The sequence below is a fragment of the Proteus sp. LHD240705 genome, assembly GCF_047921555.1.
Taxonomy (GTDB): domain Bacteria; phylum Pseudomonadota; class Gammaproteobacteria; order Enterobacterales; family Enterobacteriaceae; genus Proteus.
Window position 1 is genome coordinate 74543 of the sequence record NZ_JBLRMI010000010.1, and the last position, 24273, is coordinate 98815.

Here is a 24273-nt window from a genome sequence, read left to right on the forward strand (position 1 = left end):
AGCCTTTTATTTAATAAGGCTTTTAAAATAGAAAGAATATTTAATATATAACTTAAGTTACTGCTTAATAGCTTCAACTTGAATTTTTAATGTCATATTATCCGCCATTCCTTCTTTGACTAAAAAGTCTACGCCCCAATCTGAACGTTTAATGGTTGTTTCAAAATCTCCCCCACAAACAGGTGCATTAAATACAGGGCTTTCATAACAATTAAATTTAGTTGCTGTTAAATGAATTGGCAGTGTTTTCCCTTTCATTGTTAATAACCCATCAATAGATGTAGGCTTATTATTAGAAAAATGCCATTGTGTTGAAGAAAACTGAATTGTTAGGTATTTATCTGCATCTAAAATATCGGCACTTTTCACATGATTATCAAATGCCTTTAATCCCGTATTTAATGTTTTAACTGGAATAGAAACATTTATTTTTCCTATATTCTTTTCTGGTGAATAAGTTAAATCCCCTTCAATCTCATAAAAACCACCACTATTGGTCGAAGTGCCAAAGTGATCAATATAAAACATAGCCTTAGTGTGTGTTGGCTCAAGTTTATATTCATTTGCTTGCACTGTCGGCACAAGTAATAATGAGGATAATACGGCAGGTAAAATAAATTTCATTATTGATTCCTAATATATTTTTATAAAATAATGCCCATAAAGAAAAAGCTTTATAGGCATTTTTAAACAAAGAGAATTTAAAATTAATTAACGCTGAGAATCTAAAACTTCGTTATTTTTTAATACGTCTTGAGCTTTGCTATAACTTTCAATTAATAACTGATAAGCAGGGAAAATCTGAGTATACGCTTGCGCCCATTCAGCGGCATCAGCACGATTCCATGTTTTTTGAATTTCAGAAGCAACCGCTGCGGTGTCCATCGGTACTACACCCGCTTGAACAATACGAGCTAAGGTAATTTCTTCAGCCATTTTACTGTAAGTACCTGATGCATCAATCACTGCAAAGACTTGATAACCTTCAGCAACCGCACTAATTGCAGGGAATGCCATACAAACACTCGTAATAGTACCCGCGATAATTAATTGCTTTTTACCTGTTGCTTTAACAGCTTCAACAAACTCAGGATTATCCCAAGCGTTAATTTCACCTTTACGTGCAATATATTTTGCATGAGGTGCATTTTGATGAATTTCAGGAATTAATGGACCATTAGGGCCTTGTGGTACAGAAGCAGTTGTAATAACAGGCATATTAGCTAATGTTGCCATTTTCGCTAATACTGAAGCGCGTGCTCGTAATTCAGTCATTGGCATATCACCTACGGTTTGAAATAAACCACTTTGGTGATCAATTAATAACATAACAGCATCTTCTGGATTAATTACAGGGCGTTGACCATTAAAATTTGCTGGAGTGCTCATTTGTTTATTCCTTTTAATTAATAAAGTTGATTATTAACATGATTGAAGAAAAATATTAGAGAAAAATATTAGGGAAAAATATTTTTATATCGTTTCTCTTCTGCTGTAATAAACAATAGTCAATTAATTAAAAGCTCGGTAGTAGCAATTCTGATAAACACTATTCTAAAAATAGAACACTGAAACATTTTATTATTGTTCTATTTTTAGGATGATGAAATCTAATTTTGATACTACTTAAATATATTAGTCGTTCTAAAATAGCACCTATAGACATTTTATAGGAACATTTTATGAAAAAGATCATAGGTATTTATAAAGCACCTCGTCAACATTGGGTTGGTGATGGTTTTCATGTTCGCTCACTCTTTAGTTATGGTAATCATGGTAAATATTTAAACCCATTTTTACTTTTAGATAGAGCTGGCCCTACTGATTTTCCTGCATCTCAAGGACATAATCGTGGTGTCGGTGAACACCCTCACCGCGGATTTGAAACGGTCACTATCGTTTATAAAGGTGAAGTTGCACACCATGATTCCACTGGAGAAGGTGGCGTAATCGGTCCAGGTGATGTGCAGTGGATGACCGCTGCTTCAGGTATTTTACATCAAGAATATCATTCTGATGCATTTACTAAAGAAGGCGGTGTGTTAGATATGGTGCAGTTGTGGGTTAACCTTCCATCTGAGGCTAAATCAGCACCTGCTGGCTATCAGTTATTAAAAGAAAGCGCGATCCCTGTACTTCCTTTGGCAGATAACGCGGGTCAATTGCGCGTTATTGCTGGGAATTATCATGATACAGATGGCGCAGCAAAAACCTTTTCACCTGTAGATGTGTGGGATCTCCAATTAAAAAGCACAAAATCAGTGACGCTGCCGACCAAGAAAGATCGCTATGTTGGCTTAGTCGTTCTACACGGTAGTGTTTATCTTGATAATCAGACCCAATTACAAACAGGTGATTTGGTTATTTTAGATAATGAAGGTGGTACTGTTAATCTTGAAGCGATTGAAGATGATGCTATCGTCTTATATCTCAGTGGTGAGCCTATTAATGAGCCTGTTGTAGGTTATGGTCCTTTTGTGATGAATAGCGAAGCACAAATCAGACAGGCCATTGATGATTTTAACCAAGGTAAATTTGGTCGTATTCCTAATGAGTAACACTTTTTTAAATACGGTATAAAGCAATAAACATTCAAACGGCTCCCTTTAATATTCGGAGCCGTTTTTATATTGTTCTACTCTTTCAATGGCAACATATTATCAGCAAGGTATTCCAGCAACACCTGAATAGCAGGTAATAACCCTTTTCTTGACGGATAAACTGCATGAATAACATCTTTAGGAAAACGCCAATTTGGCAACACTTCAATTAGCGTGCCGTCTTGTAATTCTTTTTCAACCACACTCAGTGGTAATCGCGCTATTCCTAATCCTTTTAATGTTGCTTTATAAAGCGTAATAACATCTGTTGTCGCTAATTTCGGCGTTACGTGTTGTGTGGAAACCGTACCATTTTCATGAGTCAACGTAAGTGTGTATTGTTGTGAGTGTTCGCTATTTGCCAAAATAGGATAATCTGCAAGTTGTTCTGGTGAATCAGGAAGCTCTTGCCCTTCAAATAACAGGGGACTGGCAACTAGAACACGTCGAGAATAGCCTAGAATTTTCATTGTTAAACCTGAATCATCTAGCGGTAATGCTCTTACTCGTAAAGCTAAATCAAGGCCTTCACTAATTACATCAACAGGTCGATTAATGGCTAAGATCTGAATATTAATATCTGGATATTTTTCCATAAAATCGACTAAAATATCTTGAATATAAATTTGTAATAATGCGACAGGACACGAGAGTTTAATGGTGCCATGTGGGTGCCCTTGTACCGAATAAATAATTTCTTCCGCTATTTCAGCTTCTGCAACCACATTTTTACACTGCTGATAAAATGTCTGCCCGATTTTAGTGACATGAAATTGACGTGTAGAACGATAAATCAAAGAGACATTGAGTTTCTGTTCCAAATCAGCGATACGACGACTTAGTTTAGATTTAGGTATACCTAATGTTTCTGCCGCTTGAGAAAAACCGCCAAACTCAACGACTTTCACAAAATAGTAGAGATCATTTAAATCGTACTTCATTGTGTATCACCTATTAGGTTATTTTCAATATTTAGCTGAATTGTTTCAGATCTCGATATTATGGCAAAAAATAATTGTAAATATTATTTACCATTATTCAGCTATTGTTAATGACATTATAATCACATAGGTTAATAAAATAAAGGCGACCGAGAATAGTAACACAATCCGTTATAATCTTATTAATTTAATATTATAAATGTGATATGAGATAAAATTACATACCATAATTATATTTTATTTCCACCTATCATTGAATTTAGTTTTTATTATTAATGTTTAGTTATAATAATAAAAATAAAAAAACAACAATAAAAACATAAAGATAAATAATCACCCTGTATTTCAATAACATTAAGTTACATAAAATCTCTTATTTTAAAATTAAGTTAATAAATAATTTTATTTTTATGACATCAATCAATGAATATTTAATAATATGTTAATAAGATCATCTTCAATAAAAATACTTATTAGCTTTACTTTTTACTTCCGATTATTTATTTAACCTGCAACCTAATGGAATAACCTGATGAATAAATTAACTCCATTACGACCTATACCTACATTAATCGCCGTTTCTATTACCCTTATTATCTGGTTTCTTGTTCCTGTACCACAGGGGGTTGATCCCAATGCTTGGCATTTATTAGCACTCTTTGTCGGTACTATCGCCGCCATTATTGGTAAAGCACTTCCTATCGGTGCTGTATCTATTATTGCTATCGCATTAGTCGCTGTTACAGGTGTCACTAATCCTAATTCAACCAAAGCCGCTATCGGTGATGCATTAAGTGGATTTTCCAATGATCTTATCTGGTTAATTGGTATTTCCATTATGGTATCAATGAGTCTAAATAAAACGGGACTCGGCGCTAGAATTGGTTATTATTTTATTTCACTTTTTGGTAAAAGAACCATTGGAATAGCCTATTCATTAGCAATTGCAGAAACAATCTTAGCTCCTGTAACACCAAGTAATACCGCACGAGGGGGTGGGATTATTCACCCCATTATGCGATCAATTTCAGATAGTTTTAACTCTAAAGCGGAAGATGGTACAAGTGGTAAAATAGGCCGTTACCTCTCTTTAGTGAACTACAATATAAATCCTATTACTTCTGCTATGTTTATTACGGCAACAGCTCCTAACCCGCTAATTGTCAGTTTAATTATTAGTGAAACAGATCCTACACATGAGCTTAGTTGGTCTATGTGGGCAATTGCGGCTTTTGTGCCAGCTATCGTTTCATTAATTTTAATGCCTATTGTTATTTATCTACTGTATAAGCCTGAAATAACCCGCACTCCAAATGCACCTCATTTTGCCAAAGAGCGTTTAGCGCAATTAGGCCCTATTTCATTACCTGAAAAAATAACTCTTGCCGTCTTCGCCTTGTTATTAATCATGTGGGCTGGTGTCCCAGCATTATTATTTGGTGATGGATTTAGCGTTAATGCAACAACAGCAGCCTTTATTGGTTTGTCGATTTTATTATGTACTGGCGTTTTAAATTGGGATGATATTTTAAAAAACAAAGGTGCATGGGATACAGTAGTTTGGTTCTCTGCATTAGTAATGATGGCATCCTTCTTAGGAAAATTAGGATTAATTAAATGGTTGTCACTCAGTGTAGGGGCAAGTATTGATAGCATGGGTATTAGTTGGGTCAGTGGCATGATATTACTGGTACTAATTTATGTTTATTCTCATTATTTCTTTGCTAGTACTACTGCTCATATTACCGCAATGTTCGCCGCTTTTTATGCCGCAGGTTTAGCCCTTGGCGCACCACCAATGTTATTAGGGCTTATTTTGGCATTCTCATCTTCATTAATGATGTCACTCACTCATTACGGCACAGGCACCGCCCCCATTATTTTCGGTTCTGGCTACGCCACATTAGGTGAATGGTGGAAAACGGGATTTGTGATGAGTGTGGTTAACCTTATCGTTTGGATAACCCTTGGTAGCATGTGGTGGAAGGTGTTGGGATATTGGTAGGATTTAATGGTTTGATTTCAATAAATCAGAGCAAAGTTTCCCTTGCTCTGATTTAATATCGGAGTGACTTATTTTAAATTTCAGATTTAAATTTCAAATTTAAATTCTAGATTTAAATTCTAGCCTTAAATAATAAATACGTTTAAAACAGGATGATTAAATTGAAAACCACTTCTTATTAATCTTAATCAGCGACATTCTTATCTGGCATATAAGATCCAATATTATAGGCTTCTAATTTTGGCGCTTTATCAGAATTAAGATCAAAATTAAATATCGTTATTGTGCCTGGTGTTGCGGGTAATAAAAACTCAGGTGACAAATTTAAAAATACTTTGCAGGCTGCACGAATAACACCACTATGCACAACCGCTAATAAATCACTGTCTTCTTTATGTACCCATTCCTTTAATGCCGCACCAATACGATCACAAAAATCAAACCAATTTTCACCTTTAGGTGGCGTATATGTTCCTGCTCGCCAATTTTTGTATTTATCTGCATGATGTCTTATGAGTTCTGGTTTTCGCTGTCCTGTCCATTCCCCCATATTTAACTCACGTAATAACGGCTCTTTAACCGCTTCGGGATGACCGACAATTTCTGCGGTTTGTACTGTTCGCCCTAAATCTGACGTAATAATCCTAGCGGGTGATAACAATTTAATACTCTCTTTTATCGCCATTGCTTGATTAATGCCTTTTGGTGATAAACAAGAATTAGCATGTCCTTGTAAGCGTGATTCCATATTCCATAAGGTTTCACCGTGTCTTAATAAAATTAGTCTCATTATTATTCCTTAATTTAATGGCTTAAAGACCATATCCAAGAATTTGGAACCAAGTGAATATCGCAATAGAAATTACCGATGCACCAACAAAACAGGTAATTAATCCATATTTCATTTGGTCTAATACACTAAAGTAACCACTTGAAAAATAGATGGTATTTACTTTTGAATGTGGTGGTAATGTAATGGTATATGTGAGTGTAAATGACGCGGCTAATGCTAATGTTACCGGATCCATGCCTAATGTTTTGGCAAGCGCAATAATGGCTGGAATTAATATGGTCGTTTTCACGGTTTTACTCGTAAAAATTAAATGGCTATACATACAGATAAAGACAACAACAACATAGACCATCGTCGTACTCATATTTTCGAGTCCGAGCCCATAAACCATTTTACCAATTAACCATTGCGCACCTTGTGTGGATTCTAAAGTATTACCTGCCGCATAAGCACCTGCTGCAAATATCATAAGATCCCATTTAATATTGGCTTCATTCCACGTTAATAAGCCAATACGAGGCATCAGACAGAGAATGGCAGCAATAACAGCAGTCATATAAACGCTAATTTTGAAGCCAAACATATCTTGGTGATAACTTTCGGTTGCCCATAAGAACACTGCCATTAAAAAGATATACATGGCTTTTTTCTCATTCTTAGTTAATGCACCAAGTTGAGAACGTTCTTTTTTTAATTTCTCTAGCGAACCTTCAAAATCCACTTCCCCCTTAAAAGAGAATAATTTTAATCCAATAAAAAAGGAGATAGTCATACCAACAATAGCTAATGGGAAAGAAGCAATTAACCAATCCATATAACCAATAGAACCACCGGCTTGTGAATTGATAAATCCAACTGCAATAATATTAGCCGCAGTTCCCGTCATTACACCGGATGTTGCCAAAGCATCAGCTTGTACGCCTTGCAACATCATTAATTTCCCGTAATTACTTTTTCCAGGAATTGCCTTATGTATCTCTAATAAGATCATACAAATAGGCACCATTAATGTCGCGCGTGCAGTCGTTGAGGGAACAAAGAAAACTAAGCTGAAGTTAATTAAAATAAGGACAAATAACGCTTTTTTGGGTGTTTGCCCAAATTTGGTGATCATCCATAGAGCAAAGCGTCTGGCAATATTCGATTTGATCATGGCGGACGTTAAAACAAATGCTGAAACCATCAACCAAATAACGTCATAACCTAATGTACCGAAAACCACTTTCTCTTTTGCAACAGTGCCCGTTATTGGAAGTAAGACAATAACGAGCATTGAGGTTAAATAAATGGGTAAAGATCCACACACCCATAAAATTAACGCGGCACAAAAAATAGCAATGGCTTTTTGCCCTTCAATACTTAATCCATCGGGTGTTGGCATAAAAAATAAAACGAGTAATACCAATAAAGCTAAAGGTATTCCTATTGTTTTTAAGGTTATTTTCTTACCGTTTTGTTTTGGTGATGATGGCGCTGGTTTAGCGATGTCATCTCGCTTCGCAGTCTTTTCCATAACCGATTCCTCTTAATGTGTAGGGTAGGAAGTTCAGTATAGAAATATTGAGGTATAAAGATAATTGTATTAATATATTATAACTATAAAAATAATTTATGGTGCTGAGATGAATTTAAGCCAACTTGATGCTTTTCTACTACTTGCCAACGGTTTTAATGTTACTGAAACCGCAGAGCGTCTATTCTGCACTCAACCAAGTGTCAGTATTAAAATCAGAAAACTAGAAGAAGAATTGCAAACAACATTGTTTGAAAGGATCAATAATCGGCTTTATTTAACGCCTCAAGGTAAGGTTTATCAGCAGTACGCAACCCAAATTATTAATTTAGTAAAATCCTCTTCTGAGCATATGCGACAATTTGATGATCCCTCTAAAGGTGAAATTAAGTTTGGCGCTAGCCATTTTGTTGGCGTTTACCTATTACCTCAAATTATGGCGCAATTTAGAGAACAGTATCCAGATGTGAAATTAAGTATGGATATTTCAAGCTCAACACAACTTATCCATAAACTTGATACCCAAGAATTAGAATTTTTGATCATGTCAGATCATATCTATTTAGATCCGACGGAATATCATCTTGATACCTTTCTTATCGATCCCTTAGTGCTTATTTGTTCACCTGAACATTGGCTGTCAAAAAAGAAACATTGCAGATTTTCTGATATTGCCTCAGAAGTTTTTCTGATCAAACCAGAGCACTCTGCTACCCGTGATTTTTTATTAGATAGGATCCAAGAAAATAATAAAGAACTCAAAAATGTGATGGAAATAAATAGCTTGGAAGGAATAAAACAGGGGGTTATTCACGGTTTAGGAGTCTCAATTTTATCTCGTTTGTCTATTATGCAAGAATTAAAATCAGGTCTTTTATGTGAAATTGCATTTGATGATATCCAATTTAGCCGAGGCATTCGTTACTTTTATCATAAAGAAAAGTATATCTCTCCAGCCACTAAGAATTTTTTATCTGTTTTACAATCTCAAGCTCAAATTTTAACGAAAGATATCAATAAATAAATTTATTGGCTAAATTCTTAGCTCTATTATTTTAAGGATATCGGCGTATCAATACACTCATTCAATCGTTATCATACTCACGTTTATCTCTTTCTATTAACTATTGTTTAAAAGGATTTTATGCGTAGAACACTCTCGTCTTATCACCCTATTCTTTATACTTTGAGAGTGGCACAACGTCGTTTATTTCGCTCTCTTAGTTGGCGATTTTCAAATCGAAAATACAGCAGAGACGTTCAACCAGAACATCGGCTTTCACACCGTTATCTAAAACACACATCTAAATTAATTAGTCGCCGTGGCGAAAGTGATATCCAATTACAATACAATAAGATAACGAATCTTAAATTAGTTGAAAAAGCATTAGATGGTATCGTGATAAAATCGGGAGAGTATTTCTCTTTTTGCTATTTAATTGGTAAACCTAGCTATAAAAGAGGTTTTATTGATGGCATGCAACTCTCCTATGGTGAAGCAAGAAAAGGTGTAGGCGGTGGAATTTGTCAAGCCAGTAATTTAATACATTGGTTAGCACTACATTCTGAATTAAAAGTGATTGAAAAAGCCAATCACAGTTTTGATCCCTTTCCTGATGAAGGACGAGTCCTCCCTTTTGGCTCAGGAGCCGCTATTTTTTATAACTATGTAGATTTAGTCTTATATAATCCAACGCCTTATGATTATCAAATTAGATTACATGTCGCTGAACATCAGTTAGAAGGCGAGCTCCTTTGTAGCGAAGCAAGGGAATATCGTTATCATATTTATGAGAAATCTTCTTCTTTTATCAAAAAGGGAGAGCATGTGTATCGTTGTAATGAAATTTGGCGAGATATTTACACTAAAAACAATATGGGCGCTTTTCCTCAATTAATTAAATCAGAATTATTGTATAAAAATCGTGTTGTCATAAAATATGATATTCCAGACTCAGAATTGAATTAATTCATTTAGATAAATATTTGTTGCCCACATTTTATATTCTAAAAAAGAGTATCATATTGAAACTCGTTACTTATAAAAATAAAAATCTCACCCTCTCTTTGTAATAGAGAGGTTTTTGGTGTAAAACTAAAAAACAATATTTTGTAAATATAGCTTAATTATTATTCATCTATTATTCGTCATTTAGGGATCACTATGAAATACCAAGATGTTACGAAATCACCCTGTGAGAATGCTTATTTTTTAGTTTTTAACCTCACCCACTCATCTGAAAACCGCGATACTCTGATCGATTTTTGTAATAATTTTTCTGGTTTGATACGTAGTATGAGGACACGTTTTCCTGAATTGGAAACAAGTTGTGTAATGGGATTCGGTGCAAATGCGTGGACTACATTATTTCCCAATCAGCCAAAACCCAAAGAGCTAAATACCTTTAAAGAAATTAAAGGTGACACTTATACTGCGGTTTCTACTCCTGGCGATCTCTTTTTCCATATTCGAGCCCTCAAAGTTTCAGCCTGTTACGAATTAGCGTCTATCATCAGCCAAAAGCTAAAGAATATTGTTACGCCTGTTGATGAAGTTCATGGGTTTAGATATTTTGACGGCCGTTCTATTATTGGTTTTGTCGATGGAACTGAAAACCCAGAGTATGAAGATGAGCGTGCTTCTTATGCCGTTATTGGCGATGAAGATCCTGAATTTAAAGGTGGCAGTTACGCCTTTGTACAAAAATATATTCACGATATGGAAGCATGGGAAAAACAGTCCCTTATCGAACAAGAAAAAGTCATTGGTAGACACAAATTCAATGATGTGGAGTTAACCGATGAAGAAAAAGAACCCGGTTCACATAATGTTGTAACCAATATTCAAGATGAGAACGGCGAAGATTTAAAAATTGTCAGAGCCAATATGCCTTTTTCCAATCCATCTAGAAATGAATATGGTACTTACTTTATTGGTTATGCGCGTTATTTTTCAACAACTAACCGTATGTTAGAAAATATGTTTGCAGGCACACCTGAAGGCCATACCGATAAATTACTTAAATTCAGTACCCCTGTAACAGGTACATTATTCTTTGTTCCATCACCTGAATTTCTAGATGATCTAGCGTAATTTATTACAAGTAGATATATAGGCTTGTTACTTATATATCTACTTTTTTATTATGGTTTTTTCTCTGGATCAATTATAAACCGAAAACATTAACGTAAAATTCTTTGCCGTCATCGGTGCTTTCAATGGTATAAGTAATCGGAATTGAATTTTTGCCACCTTTACCTTCAAAAGAAAGTTCCGCAGCACATGAGTAAGTATCTCTTTTCTCATCATGTTCACGAGTACGCACGCTTTCTACTTTGATCTTTATTTGATCGATCACAGCAGCCATTTTTTGATCACGAAGTTCATCTTTTGTAATATCAATGACTAAGCCTTTTGCTTCTGAGCTGTCACAAGTCGGTGTTCCACCACCACATCCCACTAAAGGTAATGCTAATGCGCTTAATAAAGCTAATTTTAGAATTCTAGTTTTCATGTTGATTATTTCTTCCTTGCTCACAAGATAAAATAAATTTTTCAATATTTTACCTAATAATTATCTCGCAACAATATAGTGAGTTAATAGTCAGAATAAGATAACGATAGAAATTAATATTTTAGTGTTAAGATAATCATTAAGTAAAACCTACAAACTTTAACGCCAATATTAATGTGCTTCGATTTCTTGTTTGTTAATCACACCAATAATATCAACACGAATATTTCGTGTATCCGCTCTTCCTTTATCATCTACTGCGCGAATACGATAGAGACTACTCTCTTTGGGATACCACTCTATTGAGCGCTGATTTTGTACTATTCCCTAGATAAGCATCATCAACAAACCAATAAATAATATTGCTGTCATTATCTGTTGTTGCATTAAATACAATTGATGTGTTTGGTGCTGAAGTACGTCTTAAAGTATAAGTGGTATTACGTAATGACGATAATATACGAGGCGGCATTCCTGTAACTCTTTATGTTTATTTCAAGAAAATCCAGCAATTCATAATATTTATTATTAATAAAAATATGACTGGCTTGTTTTTGTCTTATTATCCATAAGATACCTTATTACTCTTACATACTCTTAATTTTTTCACACGCTTTAAAAATCGAAAAACACGAGTAAACTATTTTTATGCGAGTTATACCGCAAAAGGGATGATTTTCTTATGTTATGCACTTAAATATCTTGTTTTGCTTTGATGACCCGCGTATTTATATTTTATGTTTAAAAAAGCGTATATCTTTCCTCACTATTGCGTTAAAACATTATCTCCATCAATACTTACTATCGGATAATTAAAGAGTTTTCAGAAAAAGTGTGAATTGTCATTGAGGGTTAATCAACGATATTATAGTGATTAAAATTATTTCGCTTTCGGTCTAAAAAGATATTTGTATCATTAAAACAACTGACTGAAACCTTGTGATATGATCGTGCAAAGCTTGTGAAATAGAACGAAATGCAGTGTAACAACAGATTTTCACAAATAACTCAAAATTCAATACGTTAAGACAGACAACAACATGACTGACATTCAACATTTAGACTCCCACACACCAATGATGCAGCAGTATCTTAAGCTTAAAGCAGAGCATCCTGAAATCTTACTGTTTTATCGTATGGGTGACTTTTATGAACTGTTTTTTGATGATGCTAAAAAAGCCTCTCGCTTATTAGATATTTCATTAACAAAACGAGGTCAGTCTGCGGGCCAACCTATTCCTATGGCTGGTGTCCCTCATCACGCCGTTGAGAACTATCTCGCTAAATTGGTGCAATTAGGCGAGTCTGTCGCCATTTGTGAACAAATTGGTGATCCTGCAACAAGTAAAGGTCCTGTTGAGCGCAAAGTTATTCGTATTGTTACGCCAGGTACAGTGACTGATGAAGCCTTACTTGAAGAGCGTCAAGACAACCTTTTAGCCGCAATTTGGCAAGACAAAAATGGTGCTTTTGGCTATGCAACGTTAGATATCACATCAGGTCGTTTTCGTGTTACTGAAATGCCAGATAGTGAAAGCATGATTGCCGAATTACAACGCACCCACCCAGCCGAATTGCTCTATCCAGAAACCTTTGAGTCAATGGCTCTTATTGAGCGCCAGCAAGGTCTACGCCGTCGCCCTATTTGGGAATTTGAACCAGAAACAGCAAAACAACAACTGAATCTGCAATTTGGTACTCGTGATTTAACAGGTTTTGGTGTTGAAAATGCACATTTAGCACTCTGCGCCGCTGGGTGCTTATTACAATATGTGAAAGATACACAACGCACTGCACTCCCTCATATCCGTAGCATCACGATGGAACGCCCTCAAGATTCAATTATTTTAGATGCCGCAACTCGTCGTAATCTCGAATTAACACAAAATCTAGCAGGGGGCACTGATAACACATTGGCATCTGTACTCGACCTTTGCGTTACCCCGATGGGCAGTCGTATGCTAAAACGTTGGATACATTCGCCATTACGCCAACGTGAACAACTTATCAAACGCCAAGATGCAATTAGTGCATTACAACCGCTCTATTTTGAGTTACAGCCTTTTTTACGCCAAGTCGGTGATTTAGAACGCGTATTAGCCCGTTTAGCGTTACGATCAGCTCGTCCTCGTGATCTCTCCCGTATGCGTCATGCATTTCAGCAATATCACGATATTCATCAAGTGCTTGAACAAGCCGATATGCCTTACATTAAAGAATTACAAAAGCGCATTAGCCAGTTTGATGAATTATGTGAATTACTTGAACATGCCATTGTTGAAACACCACCTGTATTAGTACGTGACGGAGGTGTTATTGCCTCTGGTTATAATGCCGAATTAGACGAATGGCGCGCATTAGCCGATGGCGCAAGTGATTACCTTGATAAACTTGAAATTCGTGAACGTGAGAAATGGGGTATTGATACACTTAAAGTTGGCTTTAATGGTGTACATGGCTATTACATTCAAGTCAGTCGTGGGCAAAGCAATTTAGTGCCTATGCACTATGTTCGTCGTCAAACGTTGAAAAATGCTGAACGTTACATCATCCCTGAATTAAAAGAGTATGAAGACAAGGTATTAACCTCTAAAGGTAAGGCATTAGCTATCGAAAAAATGCTTTATGAAGAGATTTTTGAAAAGCTATTACCTCACCTTGCCGCATTACAAAGTAGTGCTGAGGCTTTAGCTGAAACAGATGTTCTCTCTAACCTTGCAGAACGTGCTGAATCATTAAATTATACTCGCCCAGAATTGAGTGAGAAAACAGGTATTCTGATCACTGGGGGACGTCACCCTGTTGTTGAACAAGTCCTTAGCGAACCTTTTATTTCAAATCCATTACAATTATCCCCTCAACGTCGCTTACTGATAATTACAGGCCCTAATATGGGAGGGAAAAGTACTTATATGCGCCAAGCTGCATTAATTACTTTACTTGCTTATATTGGTAGCTTTGTCCCTGCTGAAAAAGCTTTAATTGGTCCAGTCGATCGTATCTTTACGCGTGTGGGTGCTTCTGATGATCTTGCTTCAGGTCGCTCTACCTTTATGGTTGAAATGACCGAAACAGCTAATATTTTGCATAATGCGACTGAAAACAGCTTGGTCTTAATGGATGAGATCGGTCGAGGTACATCCACTTATGATGGGCTATCTCTAGCTTGGGCCTGTGCTGAAAACTTAGCAAATCGAATTAAGGCAATGACACTCTTTGCAACCCACTATTTTGAATTAACCACACTGCCTGAAAAACTTGAAGGTACTGCAAACATTCACTTAGACGCAGTTGAGCATGGTGACACAATTGCCTTTATGCACAGTGTGCAAGAAGGTGCGGCAAGTAAAAGCTATGGTTTAGCTGTTGCTGCATTGGCGGGTGTTCCAAAAGAAGTTATCCGTCGAGCTAAGCAAAAATTAAAAGAGCTTGAAATGCTATCAGGCAACTCCGGCTCTGGTCATGTTGAAACATCACAGCTGATGTTATTAACAGAAGCGGAACCTTCAGAGATTGAATTAGCGTTGGATAAAATCGATCCTGATGCCCTAACACCACGACAAGCATTAGAACAACTTTATCGTTTAAAAGAGATGGCAAAATAGGCCATAAACAGTACAACATACTGATAATAAAAAAAGCTCTGTTTGATTTCACAGAGCTTTTTTATGGTTTTTTTATAATTTATCAAACAGAGATAGTCAGAGATAAATACAACTCTACTTAATAAAAGCATGGCTATATTTCAGTCGTTCACCCAATAATAGTAAAGTATCTTCGTCGCCGTAATTATCAAACAAACGAATAAATGAAGATAAAGCAGGATTAAACATCATATCGTCATTAATTTTCTCATAAGAAGTATAATTTTTTGTTTTTAATGAGAAAACTAGCGTAGTTTGATCATCGTTACGACCTTTATTTAAAATCAAATCATCATTACTTATCATCAAATCATTTAGATATTTATAACCACTTTCATAGAAAGTTTTTAAATTTCCATCAGTTTGACGTTGAACCACAGAATAGAGATCACGAGAAGCATGTTGAGCAATAAAATAGATATCACCTTTATCATTTTGAGCAACCTCTTTAACACGCAAAGGAAGCCAGCGTGTTTTTGTTACTTCTTTATTCACTAAATTTAGCGTGATTTCTAACGTGTTTGTTGTGTAATGATGATTGTAAAAAATAACCAGAGAATCACCTGAAAGGGCATAATGAAATTGTGTAAACTCACCGAAATCCTCAGCGTAATACTGCTTCACCAGATCTTCTGTATTAACTGAATATTCCCAGCTTTCACCTTCATCTAAACTTGTCAGTATCGTCTTATTATCAACTAATACTAATTGTGATGTTGTTTGTGAAAACAGTAATTTTCCACCGATAAGCGCTAAAGGGAAGCGATAATAGCCAGCGTTAGTCTCTTGCCAAGGCATTAAATCTGCGACTGTAAACTTTGCTAAATCTATATTTTGACGCCCCTGTTCTGTAAATAATACACACTTATCAAGAACGCAATAAGCGTTATAAAAGCTACCTTGGCCTTGTGATACAAAGCGTGTGCCTTCTTTGTCAGAAAAGTACAGCGTATATTTTCTCTGATTATCTTGGCGGTGAAGTCGACCATAAATATCTACGTCATATCGCCCACTATCAGATTCAGTCTTAATTAATATCCCACTAGCAGCATAAAAAACCTTACGCCAATCATAACGAGAATAAGGATATGAAGATAACTCAGAGGCGTTTTCATTTTTCCATTGCCACTTAGAGGCAAAACCATGAAAAAGCACACCATAACAGAGCAGTAAGCTTAAAATAAATAAGCTTGTGATGATGATAAAAGGCTTACGGAAAAAAGGATTCATTGACGCAGCTCCGTAATATACAGCGGTCGCTTGTTCTCAACACATTGCTGCTGAAGTAAAAAATGGGTTTGATAACTACTATTACCTTTTTCTGAAAACAAAATATAAAGGTTTGAAAACAATGCAATTAAAAAGGCAAAGCCACTCATGATTAAACCATAGATAATACCCATTCCTAAAAAAGCATCACCAATAGAATACCAATCCCATTTATCCCAATAATTTCCATTATCATAAACATCGGAAATAGATAAACCAGCAACCATTGAGAACACAAAAATACTGACTAATGCGGTTATTAACAGCGATAAACAATATGTGCGCTGATGCCCAATATACATTTGTCCTGAAATTGAATAAGCGCCATTATCTGTATGATTATAAACCCCTAAGATAACAGGCTCTGAGTTCTTATCTTCAGCTTGCCAAAAGAACAATTCAACATCATCGCCATCAGCAAGAAACAAATTATGATCAGAATAAAATAAGCGCTCTCTATAACTTAATACAAAAGGATGTTTATTAATCAGACAGGATATTTGCATTATTACAGTCTCGCTATTGCGGGAATGTATTTGAAGTCTATTAATACTATGAATTTGTATTATTCCTCTAACTCGCTGTACTTTACTTTGCTTTATTTGAGGAAACGACTTTTTACTCAAGGTAAATGAAGGTAATGGTGCTGATTTTATTCCAGTAATAATGAGTTGCTCGCCATCTGGAGCTATCAATGCTTGCTTGGCGATGACTTTATCCAACGCCTTTATTCTCTTTCTATGTTTGGGGCTGGTGCGCTGAAAATAGCGATAAACTTTTTCTCCGATATAACTGATCCCAGCCATGACAGCACCAAATGAAATAATCATTGTGATAATGATAAAGAAATTAGGCTCTAAATAAATTAACGAGAAATAACTCCACCAGCCTCCAATCACGGTCAGAAAAAATGCAATCAATAACCATTTTTTCTGTTTTGCTGTTAGCGTGAATTTTCGTTCAGGCTCCAATCTTCCTTTTGTATCATGATAAATCCATTGCACCCAGAAACTGCCATCTTTCAGTAATTCTGCACAGATTTTAAGCTCATCACCTTGTTTTAATCGTTTAAGAAAATCTTGAGAGTTAGCAAAATCAGCTTCATTAAGATAAAAGTTTTTACCTGATGCTATTAATCTCACCATTCCCTTTGGAGAGATTTTACTTTGGCTAAAATCGCAACGCTCTAGTTTAACGTTTAAAAAATAATCTTTCATATCTTCCTTTATTACTTTCATCAGGCTGACGAGGTACAAGACTGCGCTCTTGTTTTATCGTTTTGAATCGTATAATACAAGATAAAGAAAAGCCGATTAGCAAACCCACTAATCGGCTTTGGTAATAACAATATGTCAATTAAAGCTATAAACAGAAATTGGGTGGCTAACTATGCTTTGAAAAGTGCTTCAATACATAATCCCTGACTTTGTAGAATGTCTTTTAGTCGACGTAGTCCTTCAACTTGAATTTGACGAACCCTTTCTCTTGTCAGACCAATCTCTCTACCAACATCTTCTAAAGTTTCTGCTTCATAGCCTAATAACCCGAAACGACGTGCTAATACTTCACGTTGCTTAGGATTCAATTCAAATAACCACTTTATGATATTTTCCTTGAGGTTATTATTTTGAATTGTTGCTTCCGGCCCTTCTTCATTTTCGTCAGAGATAATATCAAGTAATGCTTTATCTGAATCACCCCCAATAGGGGTATCAACAGAAGTAATACGTTCGTTTAAACGCAGCATTTTACTCACATCTTCAACTGGTTTATCCAATGTTTGTGCAATTTCTTCAACACTAGGCTCATGATCGAGTTTATGTGCTAATTCTCTTGCCGTTCTTAAATAAACATTCAGCTCTTTAACGATATGAATGGGAAGGCGGATAGTGCGGGTCTGGTTCATAATGGCACGTTCAATTGTTTGACGTATCCACCATGTCGCATAAGTTGAAAAACGGAAACCTTTTTCAGGATCGAATTTTTCAACAGCACGAATAAGACCTAAATTCCCTTCTTCAATAAGATCAAGAAGAGCAAGTCCTCGGTTTGTATAACGACGAGAAATCTTAACAACTAAACGTAGGTTACTTTCTATCATTCGTTGTCTTGAAGGAATATCACCACGTAGCGCTCTACGGGCAAAGAAAACCTCTTCTTCAGCGGTCAGCAACGGAGAATAACCAATTTCTCCTAAATAAAGCTGAGTTGCATCGAGCGCACGCTGGTTGACTCCTTCAATAAGTTCAATTTCGTCTTGAGCATCAGACTCATTTTCTGCCTCTTTTGCAGCAACTTCATCGAACTCTTCCATGTTCTCTTCAATTTCATCTGTATATAACTCGTCTACTCTTAGCGTACTTTGGCTCATCAGCTGCTCCTACCCTTGATAATTTAGGTAAACGACTCATGATTAAAGTCTGTTTACCAGTTTATCGCTGTGTCACGACACAACGGGTTTACTGATTTTCCCTTGTAACGAATTACAAAATAAAAGATAACATAATCTATTTTACTGTTAATTTTATTCTTTCTTTATTCAATATATAACTTAACTATTGAGTGCAGGTTATTAACAGTTTTTTTATTATATTTTACGTACATTTATCTATACGTAAAATTACTCTATTTGATGCGCTATTTGTGACTACTTACATCTAAAAAAACAAATAAAAACCCATAATAATAAAATAATATCCAATAATTTTTATTACGTACTATTATTTAAAAGATAATCTAATAAAGGAAATATCCACCTAAACAAGGGGTTATTTTATAGTCCATCTTTTAATAACAACGAATCTTTATTCATTTTTTATATAACAATTTTTAGCATACGCATTCATTGGTTGAGAATCAACCGTCTAATTTAACGTTATCTATAATTTTATATTGATCTCTCATTTTTAATAATCTTTTAATAAGCACTTATACTTAGATAAAATTTATTTTGTTTCAATATTTTAATTAATTACAGATAAGAAAAAGCCCTCTCCTTTTTGTAAAGGAGAGGGCTTAACTTTAGGATTATTCACTATGCGAGTAAAAAACCACTTATTTATTTCTTAGGCAAATAACTCATTGGGTTGAGTGATTTTTCTTTATAGCGGATCTCAAAGTGTAGTCGGACAGAACTGGTTCCAGAGCTACCCATTGTGGCAATTTGCTGACCCGCATTCACATTTTGCTGTTCACGCACCAAAATGGTGTCGTTATGTGCATATGCACTGAGGTATTCGTCATTATGCTTAATGATAACGAGGTTACCGTAGCCGCGTAATGCGCTACCTGCATAAACCACTTTACCCGCAGCAGTGGCAACTATTGGTGAACCTTTTGTACCACCGATATCAATACCTTTATTGCCGCCAGGCGCACTTGAGTAACTTTCAATAATATTACCTTGCGCAGGCCAAATCCACTTACCAGAAGCTGCCGTTGGTGCTGGTGTTGCAGCAGTTGTAGTATTTGTATTCGTTGTTGGTGGCGGTGTCGTTGTTTTTGGTGGTGTTGTTGCCGGTTTAGTAATCAATGGTCCCATAGCACCATTGTTTGTTGGTTTAGTGTGTGCCGTTTGAACACCAGCGCTACTTGATTGATTAATAACCGATGTATTGACATTGGTATTAGTACCCGTGTTGACCTGACGGTTACCAATATTCAACACCTGCCCTACGTTTAAGCTATAAGGTTCTGAGATGTTATTCATTGATGCTAGTTCTTTTACATCACTATCAGTTATCCAAGCGATATAGAACATAGTATCACCGCGTTTTACGGTGTACGTATTACCGTTGTAGTTTCCTTTTGGAATACTGTCGTAGTTACGGTTATACACAATGCGTCCAGAACCATCAGTGTTTACATTTTGAGCCGCAACTGACGTTTGAGAGCGAGGCTGGCTTTGAGACTGAACCACGCCTCCATTAGTCGAAGCGGAGTTCACCTTAATAGAAGGAGGAGGTGACGATTGTAAGGGGGTAGTTCTTTCAATAGGTGTCGCATTACTGCTAGTCATCACAGGTGCAGTTGATACCGTATTATTTGAAGAGCTATCATTTACAGAGGTAATTGGCGCAGGACGATAAGGTGTATCTGCACAGCCTGTTAATGCAAATCCAATTACCGAACACATGATTGCCCAGCGGACATGCTTAATTGGGCTTTCTGAATTCATACTTCCTTCTCCCTTTAAAAAGGCATTAGCATCTAGCAATTTGTCGAGTTAAACAAAAAGACTGCAATTTTTTGAAAATGTTTCATTTATTAGTGCAGATTACGACAAGCTATTAAAAAGCAGTAATAAAAAACGGTCAGATTTATCTGGAAGTTATGCTAACTCACCTGCGATTAAAGGAACAAATCTAACAGTTTCTATAGATTGATAGTGAAAATCATTACCTAAACGTCGGATAAACTTCAGTATTTGTTGTTGTTCACCAACAGGTATGATCATCCTGCCACCATCGGCTAACTGCATCAATAACTGTTGTGGTACTTCTGTTGCACACGCTGTCACTATTATGGCATTAAAAGGAGCTTTTGATGACCAACCTTCCCATCCATCACCATGACGTGTCGAGATATTATGTAAATCAAGATGTTTAAAGCGCCGTTTAGCTTGCCATTGCAATATCTTTATACGCTCAACGGAACTAACATGATGAACTAAATTTGCTAATACTGCAGTTTGATATCCCGAACCTGTACCAATTTCTAATACAGAATCGGTACTTTGTAATTCCAGTAGCGTTGTCATTTTGGCAACAATATAAGGCTGTGAAATAGTTTGCCCATTGCCAATAGGCAAAGCCGTATTTTCATAAGCCTTATGAGAAAGCGCTTCATCAATAAAAAGCTCTCTTGGTACTTTACTCATTGCTTCCAACAGGCTCTCATCCTTGATGCCATGCTGTTTTAACATTGTCAGTAAGTCTTTCATTGACCGACTTAACATGTTTTTTTGACCTCTGCTTTATTTAACCAATTTTGTAGTAAATCAAGTGCTTTATAGGCTGTTAAATCGACATGTAATGGGGTTATCGATACATAACCTTCGTCAACAGCAGCAAAATCTGTATCAGGGCCTACATCATTTTTTTCACCTGGAGGCCCAATCCAATAAAGACTATTTCCTCGAGGATCAGTATGTGTATAAACATGTTGTGAAGCATGACGACTACCACAACGTGTAATACGAAAACCTTTTACTTCATCAAGAGGAATATCAGGTACGTTAATATTGAGAATATTTCCCGCTCTTAACGGTACTTGTTGTAACATTGCCAAAACTTCACAAGTCACTTGAGCGGCGGTCTCAAAGTGCGTTTCACCATCAAGTGAAACAGCAATGGCAGGTAAACCTAAAAAACGCCCTTCTGTTGCCGCTGCAGCAGTACCTGAATAAATAACATCATCACCCAAATTAGGACCATGATTAATACCAGAAACCACAATATCAGGACGAGGACGTACTAAATGGTTTACACCAAGATAAACGCAATCTGTCGGTGTTCCCTCAACAATCGCAATATCCCCATTCTCAAGCTCTTGCTTACGTAGAGGTCTGTCAATTGTTAAAGAATTAGATGCAGCACTACGATTACGATCAGGTGCAACAATTTGTACATCATAACGCTGGCGCAATGCTTTAGCGAGAGTCTGTATCCCCTTCGCCATCACACCATCGTCATTACTCACCAATATTTTCAGCATCATCATTCCCTAATAAAATTAATTCACGTACAACGCTAGTTGCAAAGCTTCCTGCGGGTAAAAAAAATGACAGAGAAACAGTGGTGTCGTCTACCCAATTCCATGACATATTTTCTGGTAATACATTGATAGCACGTCTTGTATTATCAACACGTTCTTGTCGAGCTAGTGACCAGAAGGCTTCATATTCTGCCAGATTTTCAGTTTCAAAATCCAATGCTTGTGATTGTGTACCTAAATCACCTTTACCCGGCAAAGGTGCCGTAATATGAACATCATGCTCTTCATAACGAGTTTGTGTTTGAGCCAATTCTGCTTCATCAACAACAAACCAGCTACCTCTTCCATGAAGCTGCATTGCATCACCGAGTATCACTTTTGAATATAAATCATATTCCAATCTTGTGCTGACAATATGATTAAACATCGCACTACGAGCTGCTGAGAGATAAAAGCTACGTTTTCCTCGTTCTTTTACGCGGATTTCGTCCGTTGCCCAACGCATGGCTTGTCGTAAATTATCACCATTACGACCGAATCGTTGAGCACCAAAGTAGTTAGGAATACCTTTTGCTTTTATTTGCACTAATCGAGTATCAACAAAATCGCGATCAGAAATTTCTCGTAACACCAATGTAAAGTGATTACCTTTTAGCGTTCCTATACGTAATTTACGTTGTTGGCGAGTCGTTTCTAGAATTTCACAACCTTCTAAAACAAGCTGACTAAAATCGGGCATCTCTTTACCCGGCATTCGCAGACAAAACCATTGTTCAGTCACTGCATTTCTATCTTTTAGACCAGCGTAACTGGCATCACGAGGATGGATACCAACAAATTTTGCTAATTTTTCAGCAACAAAAGCCGTATTACAACCTGTTTTTCTGATTTTCACCATGACATGCTCGCCTTCCCCATCAAGGGTGAAGCCAAGATCTTCACAGACAATAAAATCTTCAGGGATTGACTTTAATAAACCTGTTGCTTGTGGTTTTCCATGTAACCAATGGAGTTCGGGTAAATCACTCATTCAGGTAATGACTCTTTCATTAGTAAAACAACGGCTTCACAGGCAATGCCTTCTTTTCTACCAACAAATCCAAGCTTTTCTGTTGTGGTCGCTTTCACATTGATATCATCAACATGGCAATGAAGATCTTCTGCGATATTGACGCGCATTTGTGGTGTATGAGGTAGCATTTTTGGAGCCTGAGCAATGATCGTGACATCTAAATTACCAATTCGGTAACCTTTTGCTCTTACGCGTGAGAAGGCTTCACGAAGGAGTACACGGCTATCTGCACCTTTGTATGCAGGGTCGGTATCAGGAAACAATGTGCCAATGTCACCCATTGCCACTGCACCTAAAATAGCATCTGTCACTGCATGTAATACGACATCGCCATCAGAGTGAGCTAACAGCCCTTGTTCATAAGGAACTCTGACACCGCCAATAATAATAGGGCCTTCACCGCCAAATTTATGTACGTCGTAACCGTGTCCAATTCTCATTTTATTATGTGTTCCTTATACTGGTGATTTGGCGTGAGAGGAAAAACTCTGCAAGCGCTAAATCTTCTGGCTGAGTAACTTTAATATTATCTGCACGACCTTTAACTAATAAAGGTTCATATCCAGCAAACTCCATCGCTGAGGCTTCATCAGTGATCGTTGCTTTTTGTGAGAGTGCATTTTCTATATTTTGTTTTAATAACAATGCAGGAAAGAATTGTGGCGTTAAAGCATGCCATAGGGTTGTTCTTTCTACTGTTTGTTCAATATGGTTATCTTGTTGATGACTACGTTTCATTGTATCGCGAACAGGTGTCGCAAGAATGCCACCACAAAATTGTGGATCCATAACGTTTTCATCAATGAGTTTAATAAGATGGTCAAGATCGCCAAAATGCAGGCAAGGTCTTGCTGCATCATGAACTAACGCCCATGTATTTTCAGAAAAATGTTGAGTGACATACTCTAAACCTGACAATACAGAGTCAGCGCGTTCACCACCACCATTAACCGTAATTATTCTTTCATCTTGCGCTAAAAGTAAAGTGTGAAAATAGCTGTCATTAGGGCTGATCGCCACGATAATTTGCGTTATACGTGGATGTTTTAATAAAGCATTAATGGTATGTTCAAGAATAGTCAATCCGCCAATTTTCAAATATTGTTTTGGGCAGACTGATTGCATTCGACTTCCAATACCAGCCGCTGGAATAACGGCAACAATAGGAAGAGTTGAGTTTGTTATATTCATTATGATATTTGTATC

General features: G+C 36.5%; 22 protein-coding genes. 6 read left to right on the plus strand and 16 right to left on the minus strand.

Going from position 1 to position 24273, the window contains the following annotated elements; translation table 11 throughout:
- Nucleotides 1-57: 57 nt before the first annotated feature.
- Nucleotides 58-627 (minus strand): YceI family protein, encoded by a 570-nt coding sequence (locus ACNART_RS16105; RefSeq protein WP_409339554.1) that lies wholly within the window; start codon nucleotides 625-627, stop codon nucleotides 58-60.
- A gap of 84 nt (nucleotides 628-711) precedes the next feature.
- Nucleotides 712-1389, minus strand: a complete 678-nt coding sequence (locus ACNART_RS16110; protein ID WP_023582649.1) for a hydrolase — start codon at nucleotides 1387-1389, stop codon at nucleotides 712-714.
- Nucleotides 1390-1682: 293 nt separating this feature from the next.
- On the opposite strand from ACNART_RS16110, the gene ACNART_RS16115 reads away from it, so the two are divergent.
- Nucleotides 1683-2558 (plus strand): pirin family protein, encoded by an 876-nt coding sequence (locus tag ACNART_RS16115; protein WP_109371408.1) that lies wholly within the window; start codon nucleotides 1683-1685, stop codon nucleotides 2556-2558.
- Nucleotides 2559-2635: 77 nt separating this feature from the next.
- Here the strand turns inward: ACNART_RS16115 and ACNART_RS16120 are convergent, their stop codons facing one another.
- Nucleotides 2636-3541: a LysR substrate-binding domain-containing protein gene (locus ACNART_RS16120; RefSeq protein WP_349443384.1), complete on the minus strand. Its 906-nt coding sequence runs from the start codon at nucleotides 3539-3541 to the stop codon at nucleotides 2636-2638.
- Nucleotides 3542-4073: 532 nt separating this feature from the next.
- Between ACNART_RS16120 and ACNART_RS16125 the strand changes: the two genes are divergently transcribed.
- Complete coding sequence (locus tag ACNART_RS16125; RefSeq protein WP_196533964.1) at nucleotides 4074-5546, plus strand: anion permease; 1473 nt, start codon at nucleotides 4074-4076, stop codon at nucleotides 5544-5546.
- A gap of 184 nt (nucleotides 5547-5730) precedes the next feature.
- On the opposite strand, the gene ACNART_RS16130 is transcribed toward ACNART_RS16125, so the two are convergent.
- Both ACNART_RS16130 and ACNART_RS16135 read right to left on the minus strand, forming a co-directional pair.
- Nucleotides 5731-6336, minus strand: coding sequence for a histidine phosphatase family protein (locus ACNART_RS16130; protein WP_109371414.1), 606 nt, complete (start codon nucleotides 6334-6336; stop codon nucleotides 5731-5733).
- 22 nt (nucleotides 6337-6358) lie between these two features.
- Nucleotides 6359-7852 (minus strand): SLC13 family permease, encoded by a 1494-nt coding sequence (locus tag ACNART_RS16135; protein ID WP_196533963.1) that lies wholly within the window; start codon nucleotides 7850-7852, stop codon nucleotides 6359-6361.
- Nucleotides 7853-7961: 109 nt separating this feature from the next.
- On the opposite strand from ACNART_RS16135, the gene ACNART_RS16140 reads away from it, so the two are divergent.
- From ACNART_RS16140 to ACNART_RS16150, 3 genes are all read left to right on the plus strand, one after another.
- Nucleotides 7962-8876 (plus strand): LysR family transcriptional regulator, encoded by a 915-nt coding sequence (locus tag ACNART_RS16140; protein WP_198620868.1) that lies wholly within the window; start codon nucleotides 7962-7964, stop codon nucleotides 8874-8876.
- Nucleotides 8877-8996: 120 nt separating this feature from the next.
- Nucleotides 8997-9821 (plus strand): VanW family protein, encoded by an 825-nt coding sequence (locus tag ACNART_RS16145; protein ID WP_368927857.1) that lies wholly within the window; start codon nucleotides 8997-8999, stop codon nucleotides 9819-9821.
- A gap of 195 nt (nucleotides 9822-10016) precedes the next feature.
- A complete protein-coding gene (locus ACNART_RS16150; protein ID WP_198620869.1) occupies nucleotides 10017-10946 on the plus strand; it encodes a Dyp-type peroxidase in 930 nt (309 codons plus the stop codon).
- Nucleotides 10947-11019: 73 nt separating this feature from the next.
- On the opposite strand, the gene ACNART_RS16155 is transcribed toward ACNART_RS16150, so the two are convergent.
- Both ACNART_RS16155 and ACNART_RS16160 read right to left on the minus strand, forming a co-directional pair.
- A complete protein-coding gene (locus tag ACNART_RS16155; RefSeq protein WP_196533960.1) occupies nucleotides 11020-11367 on the minus strand; it encodes a hypothetical protein in 348 nt (115 codons plus the stop codon).
- A 277-nt stretch (nucleotides 11368-11644) separates the two neighbouring features.
- Entirely contained in the window at nucleotides 11645-11839 is a 195-nt protein-coding gene (locus ACNART_RS16160) for a hypothetical protein (RefSeq protein ID WP_368927858.1), read from the minus strand.
- Between the two features lie 568 nt (nucleotides 11840-12407).
- Between ACNART_RS16160 and mutS the strand changes: the two genes are divergently transcribed.
- On the plus strand, nucleotides 12408-14972 hold the full coding sequence (mutS, locus tag ACNART_RS16165; protein WP_198620871.1) for a DNA mismatch repair protein MutS: 2565 nt from the start codon (nucleotides 12408-12410) through the stop codon (nucleotides 14970-14972).
- Between the two features lie 114 nt (nucleotides 14973-15086).
- On the opposite strand, the gene ACNART_RS16170 is transcribed toward mutS, so the two are convergent.
- From ACNART_RS16170 to ispD, 9 genes are all read right to left on the minus strand, one after another.
- Complete coding sequence (locus ACNART_RS16170) at nucleotides 15087-16241, minus strand: hypothetical protein (RefSeq protein ID WP_198625907.1); 1155 nt, start codon at nucleotides 16239-16241, stop codon at nucleotides 15087-15089.
- The gene (locus ACNART_RS16175) at nucleotides 16238-17497 is read right to left on the minus strand and encodes a hypothetical protein (RefSeq protein ID WP_349443381.1); all 1260 of its coding nucleotides are present in this window, start codon (nucleotides 17495-17497) and stop codon (nucleotides 16238-16240) included. Before ACNART_RS16175 ends, ACNART_RS16170 begins: the two co-directional genes overlap by 4 nt.
- A gap of 170 nt (nucleotides 17498-17667) precedes the next feature.
- Entirely contained in the window at nucleotides 17668-18651 is a 984-nt protein-coding gene (rpoS, locus tag ACNART_RS16180) for an RNA polymerase sigma factor RpoS (RefSeq protein WP_023582671.1), read from the minus strand.
- Nucleotides 18652-19338: 687 nt separating this feature from the next.
- Nucleotides 19339-20457 (minus strand): murein hydrolase activator NlpD, encoded by a 1119-nt coding sequence (nlpD, locus tag ACNART_RS16185; protein ID WP_198620874.1) that lies wholly within the window; start codon nucleotides 20455-20457, stop codon nucleotides 19339-19341.
- Between the two features lie 153 nt (nucleotides 20458-20610).
- A complete protein-coding gene (locus ACNART_RS16190; protein WP_075673789.1) occupies nucleotides 20611-21237 on the minus strand; it encodes a protein-L-isoaspartate(D-aspartate) O-methyltransferase in 627 nt (208 codons plus the stop codon).
- Complete coding sequence (surE, locus tag ACNART_RS16195) at nucleotides 21231-21995, minus strand: 5'/3'-nucleotidase SurE (RefSeq protein WP_416303638.1); 765 nt, start codon at nucleotides 21993-21995, stop codon at nucleotides 21231-21233. The genes ACNART_RS16190 and surE overlap by 7 nt, the downstream gene beginning before the upstream one ends.
- Entirely contained in the window at nucleotides 21973-23025 is a 1053-nt protein-coding gene (gene truD, locus ACNART_RS16200) for a tRNA pseudouridine(13) synthase TruD (RefSeq protein ID WP_198620875.1), read from the minus strand. The genes surE and truD overlap by 23 nt, the downstream gene beginning before the upstream one ends.
- A complete protein-coding gene (gene ispF, locus ACNART_RS16205) occupies nucleotides 23022-23507 on the minus strand; it encodes a 2-C-methyl-D-erythritol 2,4-cyclodiphosphate synthase (RefSeq protein WP_023582677.1) in 486 nt (161 codons plus the stop codon). Before ispF ends, truD begins: the two co-directional genes overlap by 4 nt.
- Nucleotides 23508-23511: 4 nt before the next feature.
- Nucleotides 23512-24258, minus strand: a complete 747-nt coding sequence (gene ispD / locus ACNART_RS16210) for a 2-C-methyl-D-erythritol 4-phosphate cytidylyltransferase (RefSeq protein ID WP_416303639.1) — start codon at nucleotides 24256-24258, stop codon at nucleotides 23512-23514.
- Between the last annotated feature and the right edge of the window lie 15 nt (nucleotides 24259-24273).

Bases quoted from the DNA above. Each gene is read 5' to 3' on its own strand.
- ACNART_RS16120 (WP_349443384.1), bottom strand. From the start codon at position 3,541: ATGAAGTACGATTTAAATGATCTCTACTATTTTGTGAAAGTCGTTGAG.
- ACNART_RS16175 (WP_349443381.1), bottom strand. From the start codon at position 17,497: ATGAAAGATTATTTTTTAAACGTTAAACTAGAGCGTTGCGATTTTAGC.
- truD (WP_198620875.1), bottom strand. From the start codon at position 23,025: ATGAGTGATTTACCCGAACTCCATTGGTTACATGGAAAACCACAAGCA.
- ispF (WP_023582677.1), bottom strand. From the start codon at position 23,507: ATGAGAATTGGACACGGTTACGACGTACATAAATTTGGCGGTGAAGGC.
- ispD (WP_416303639.1), bottom strand. From the start codon at position 24,258: ATGAATATAACAAACTCAACTCTTCCTATTGTTGCCGTTATTCCAGCG.
- nlpD (WP_198620874.1), bottom strand. From the start codon at position 20,457: ATGAATTCAGAAAGCCCAATTAAGCATGTCCGCTGGGCAATCATGTGT.
- ACNART_RS16115 (WP_109371408.1), top strand. From the start codon at position 1,683: ATGAAAAAGATCATAGGTATTTATAAAGCACCTCGTCAACATTGGGTT.
- ACNART_RS16110 (WP_023582649.1), bottom strand. From the start codon at position 1,389: ATGAGCACTCCAGCAAATTTTAATGGTCAACGCCCTGTAATTAATCCA.
- ACNART_RS16125 (WP_196533964.1), top strand. From the start codon at position 4,074: ATGAATAAATTAACTCCATTACGACCTATACCTACATTAATCGCCGTT.
- ACNART_RS16155 (WP_196533960.1), bottom strand. From the start codon at position 11,367: ATGAAAACTAGAATTCTAAAATTAGCTTTATTAAGCGCATTAGCATTA.
- ACNART_RS16145 (WP_368927857.1), top strand. From the start codon at position 8,997: ATGCGTAGAACACTCTCGTCTTATCACCCTATTCTTTATACTTTGAGA.
- ACNART_RS16130 (WP_109371414.1), bottom strand. From the start codon at position 6,336: ATGAGACTAATTTTATTAAGACACGGTGAAACCTTATGGAATATGGAA.
- ACNART_RS16190 (WP_075673789.1), bottom strand. From the start codon at position 21,237: ATGTTAAGTCGGTCAATGAAAGACTTACTGACAATGTTAAAACAGCAT.
- ACNART_RS16135 (WP_196533963.1), bottom strand. From the start codon at position 7,852: ATGGAAAAGACTGCGAAGCGAGATGACATCGCTAAACCAGCGCCATCA.
- ACNART_RS16170 (WP_198625907.1), bottom strand. From the start codon at position 16,241: ATGAATCCTTTTTTCCGTAAGCCTTTTATCATCATCACAAGCTTATTT.
- ACNART_RS16160 (WP_368927858.1), bottom strand. From the start codon at position 11,839: ATGCCGCCTCGTATATTATCGTCATTACGTAATACCACTTATACTTTA.
- surE (WP_416303638.1), bottom strand. From the start codon at position 21,995: ATGCTGAAAATATTGGTGAGTAATGACGATGGTGTGATGGCGAAGGGG.
- rpoS (WP_023582671.1), bottom strand. From the start codon at position 18,651: ATGAGCCAAAGTACGCTAAGAGTAGACGAGTTATATACAGATGAAATT.
- ACNART_RS16140 (WP_198620868.1), top strand. From the start codon at position 7,962: ATGAATTTAAGCCAACTTGATGCTTTTCTACTACTTGCCAACGGTTTT.
- ACNART_RS16150 (WP_198620869.1), top strand. From the start codon at position 10,017: ATGAAATACCAAGATGTTACGAAATCACCCTGTGAGAATGCTTATTTT.
- mutS (WP_198620871.1), top strand. From the start codon at position 12,408: ATGACTGACATTCAACATTTAGACTCCCACACACCAATGATGCAGCAG.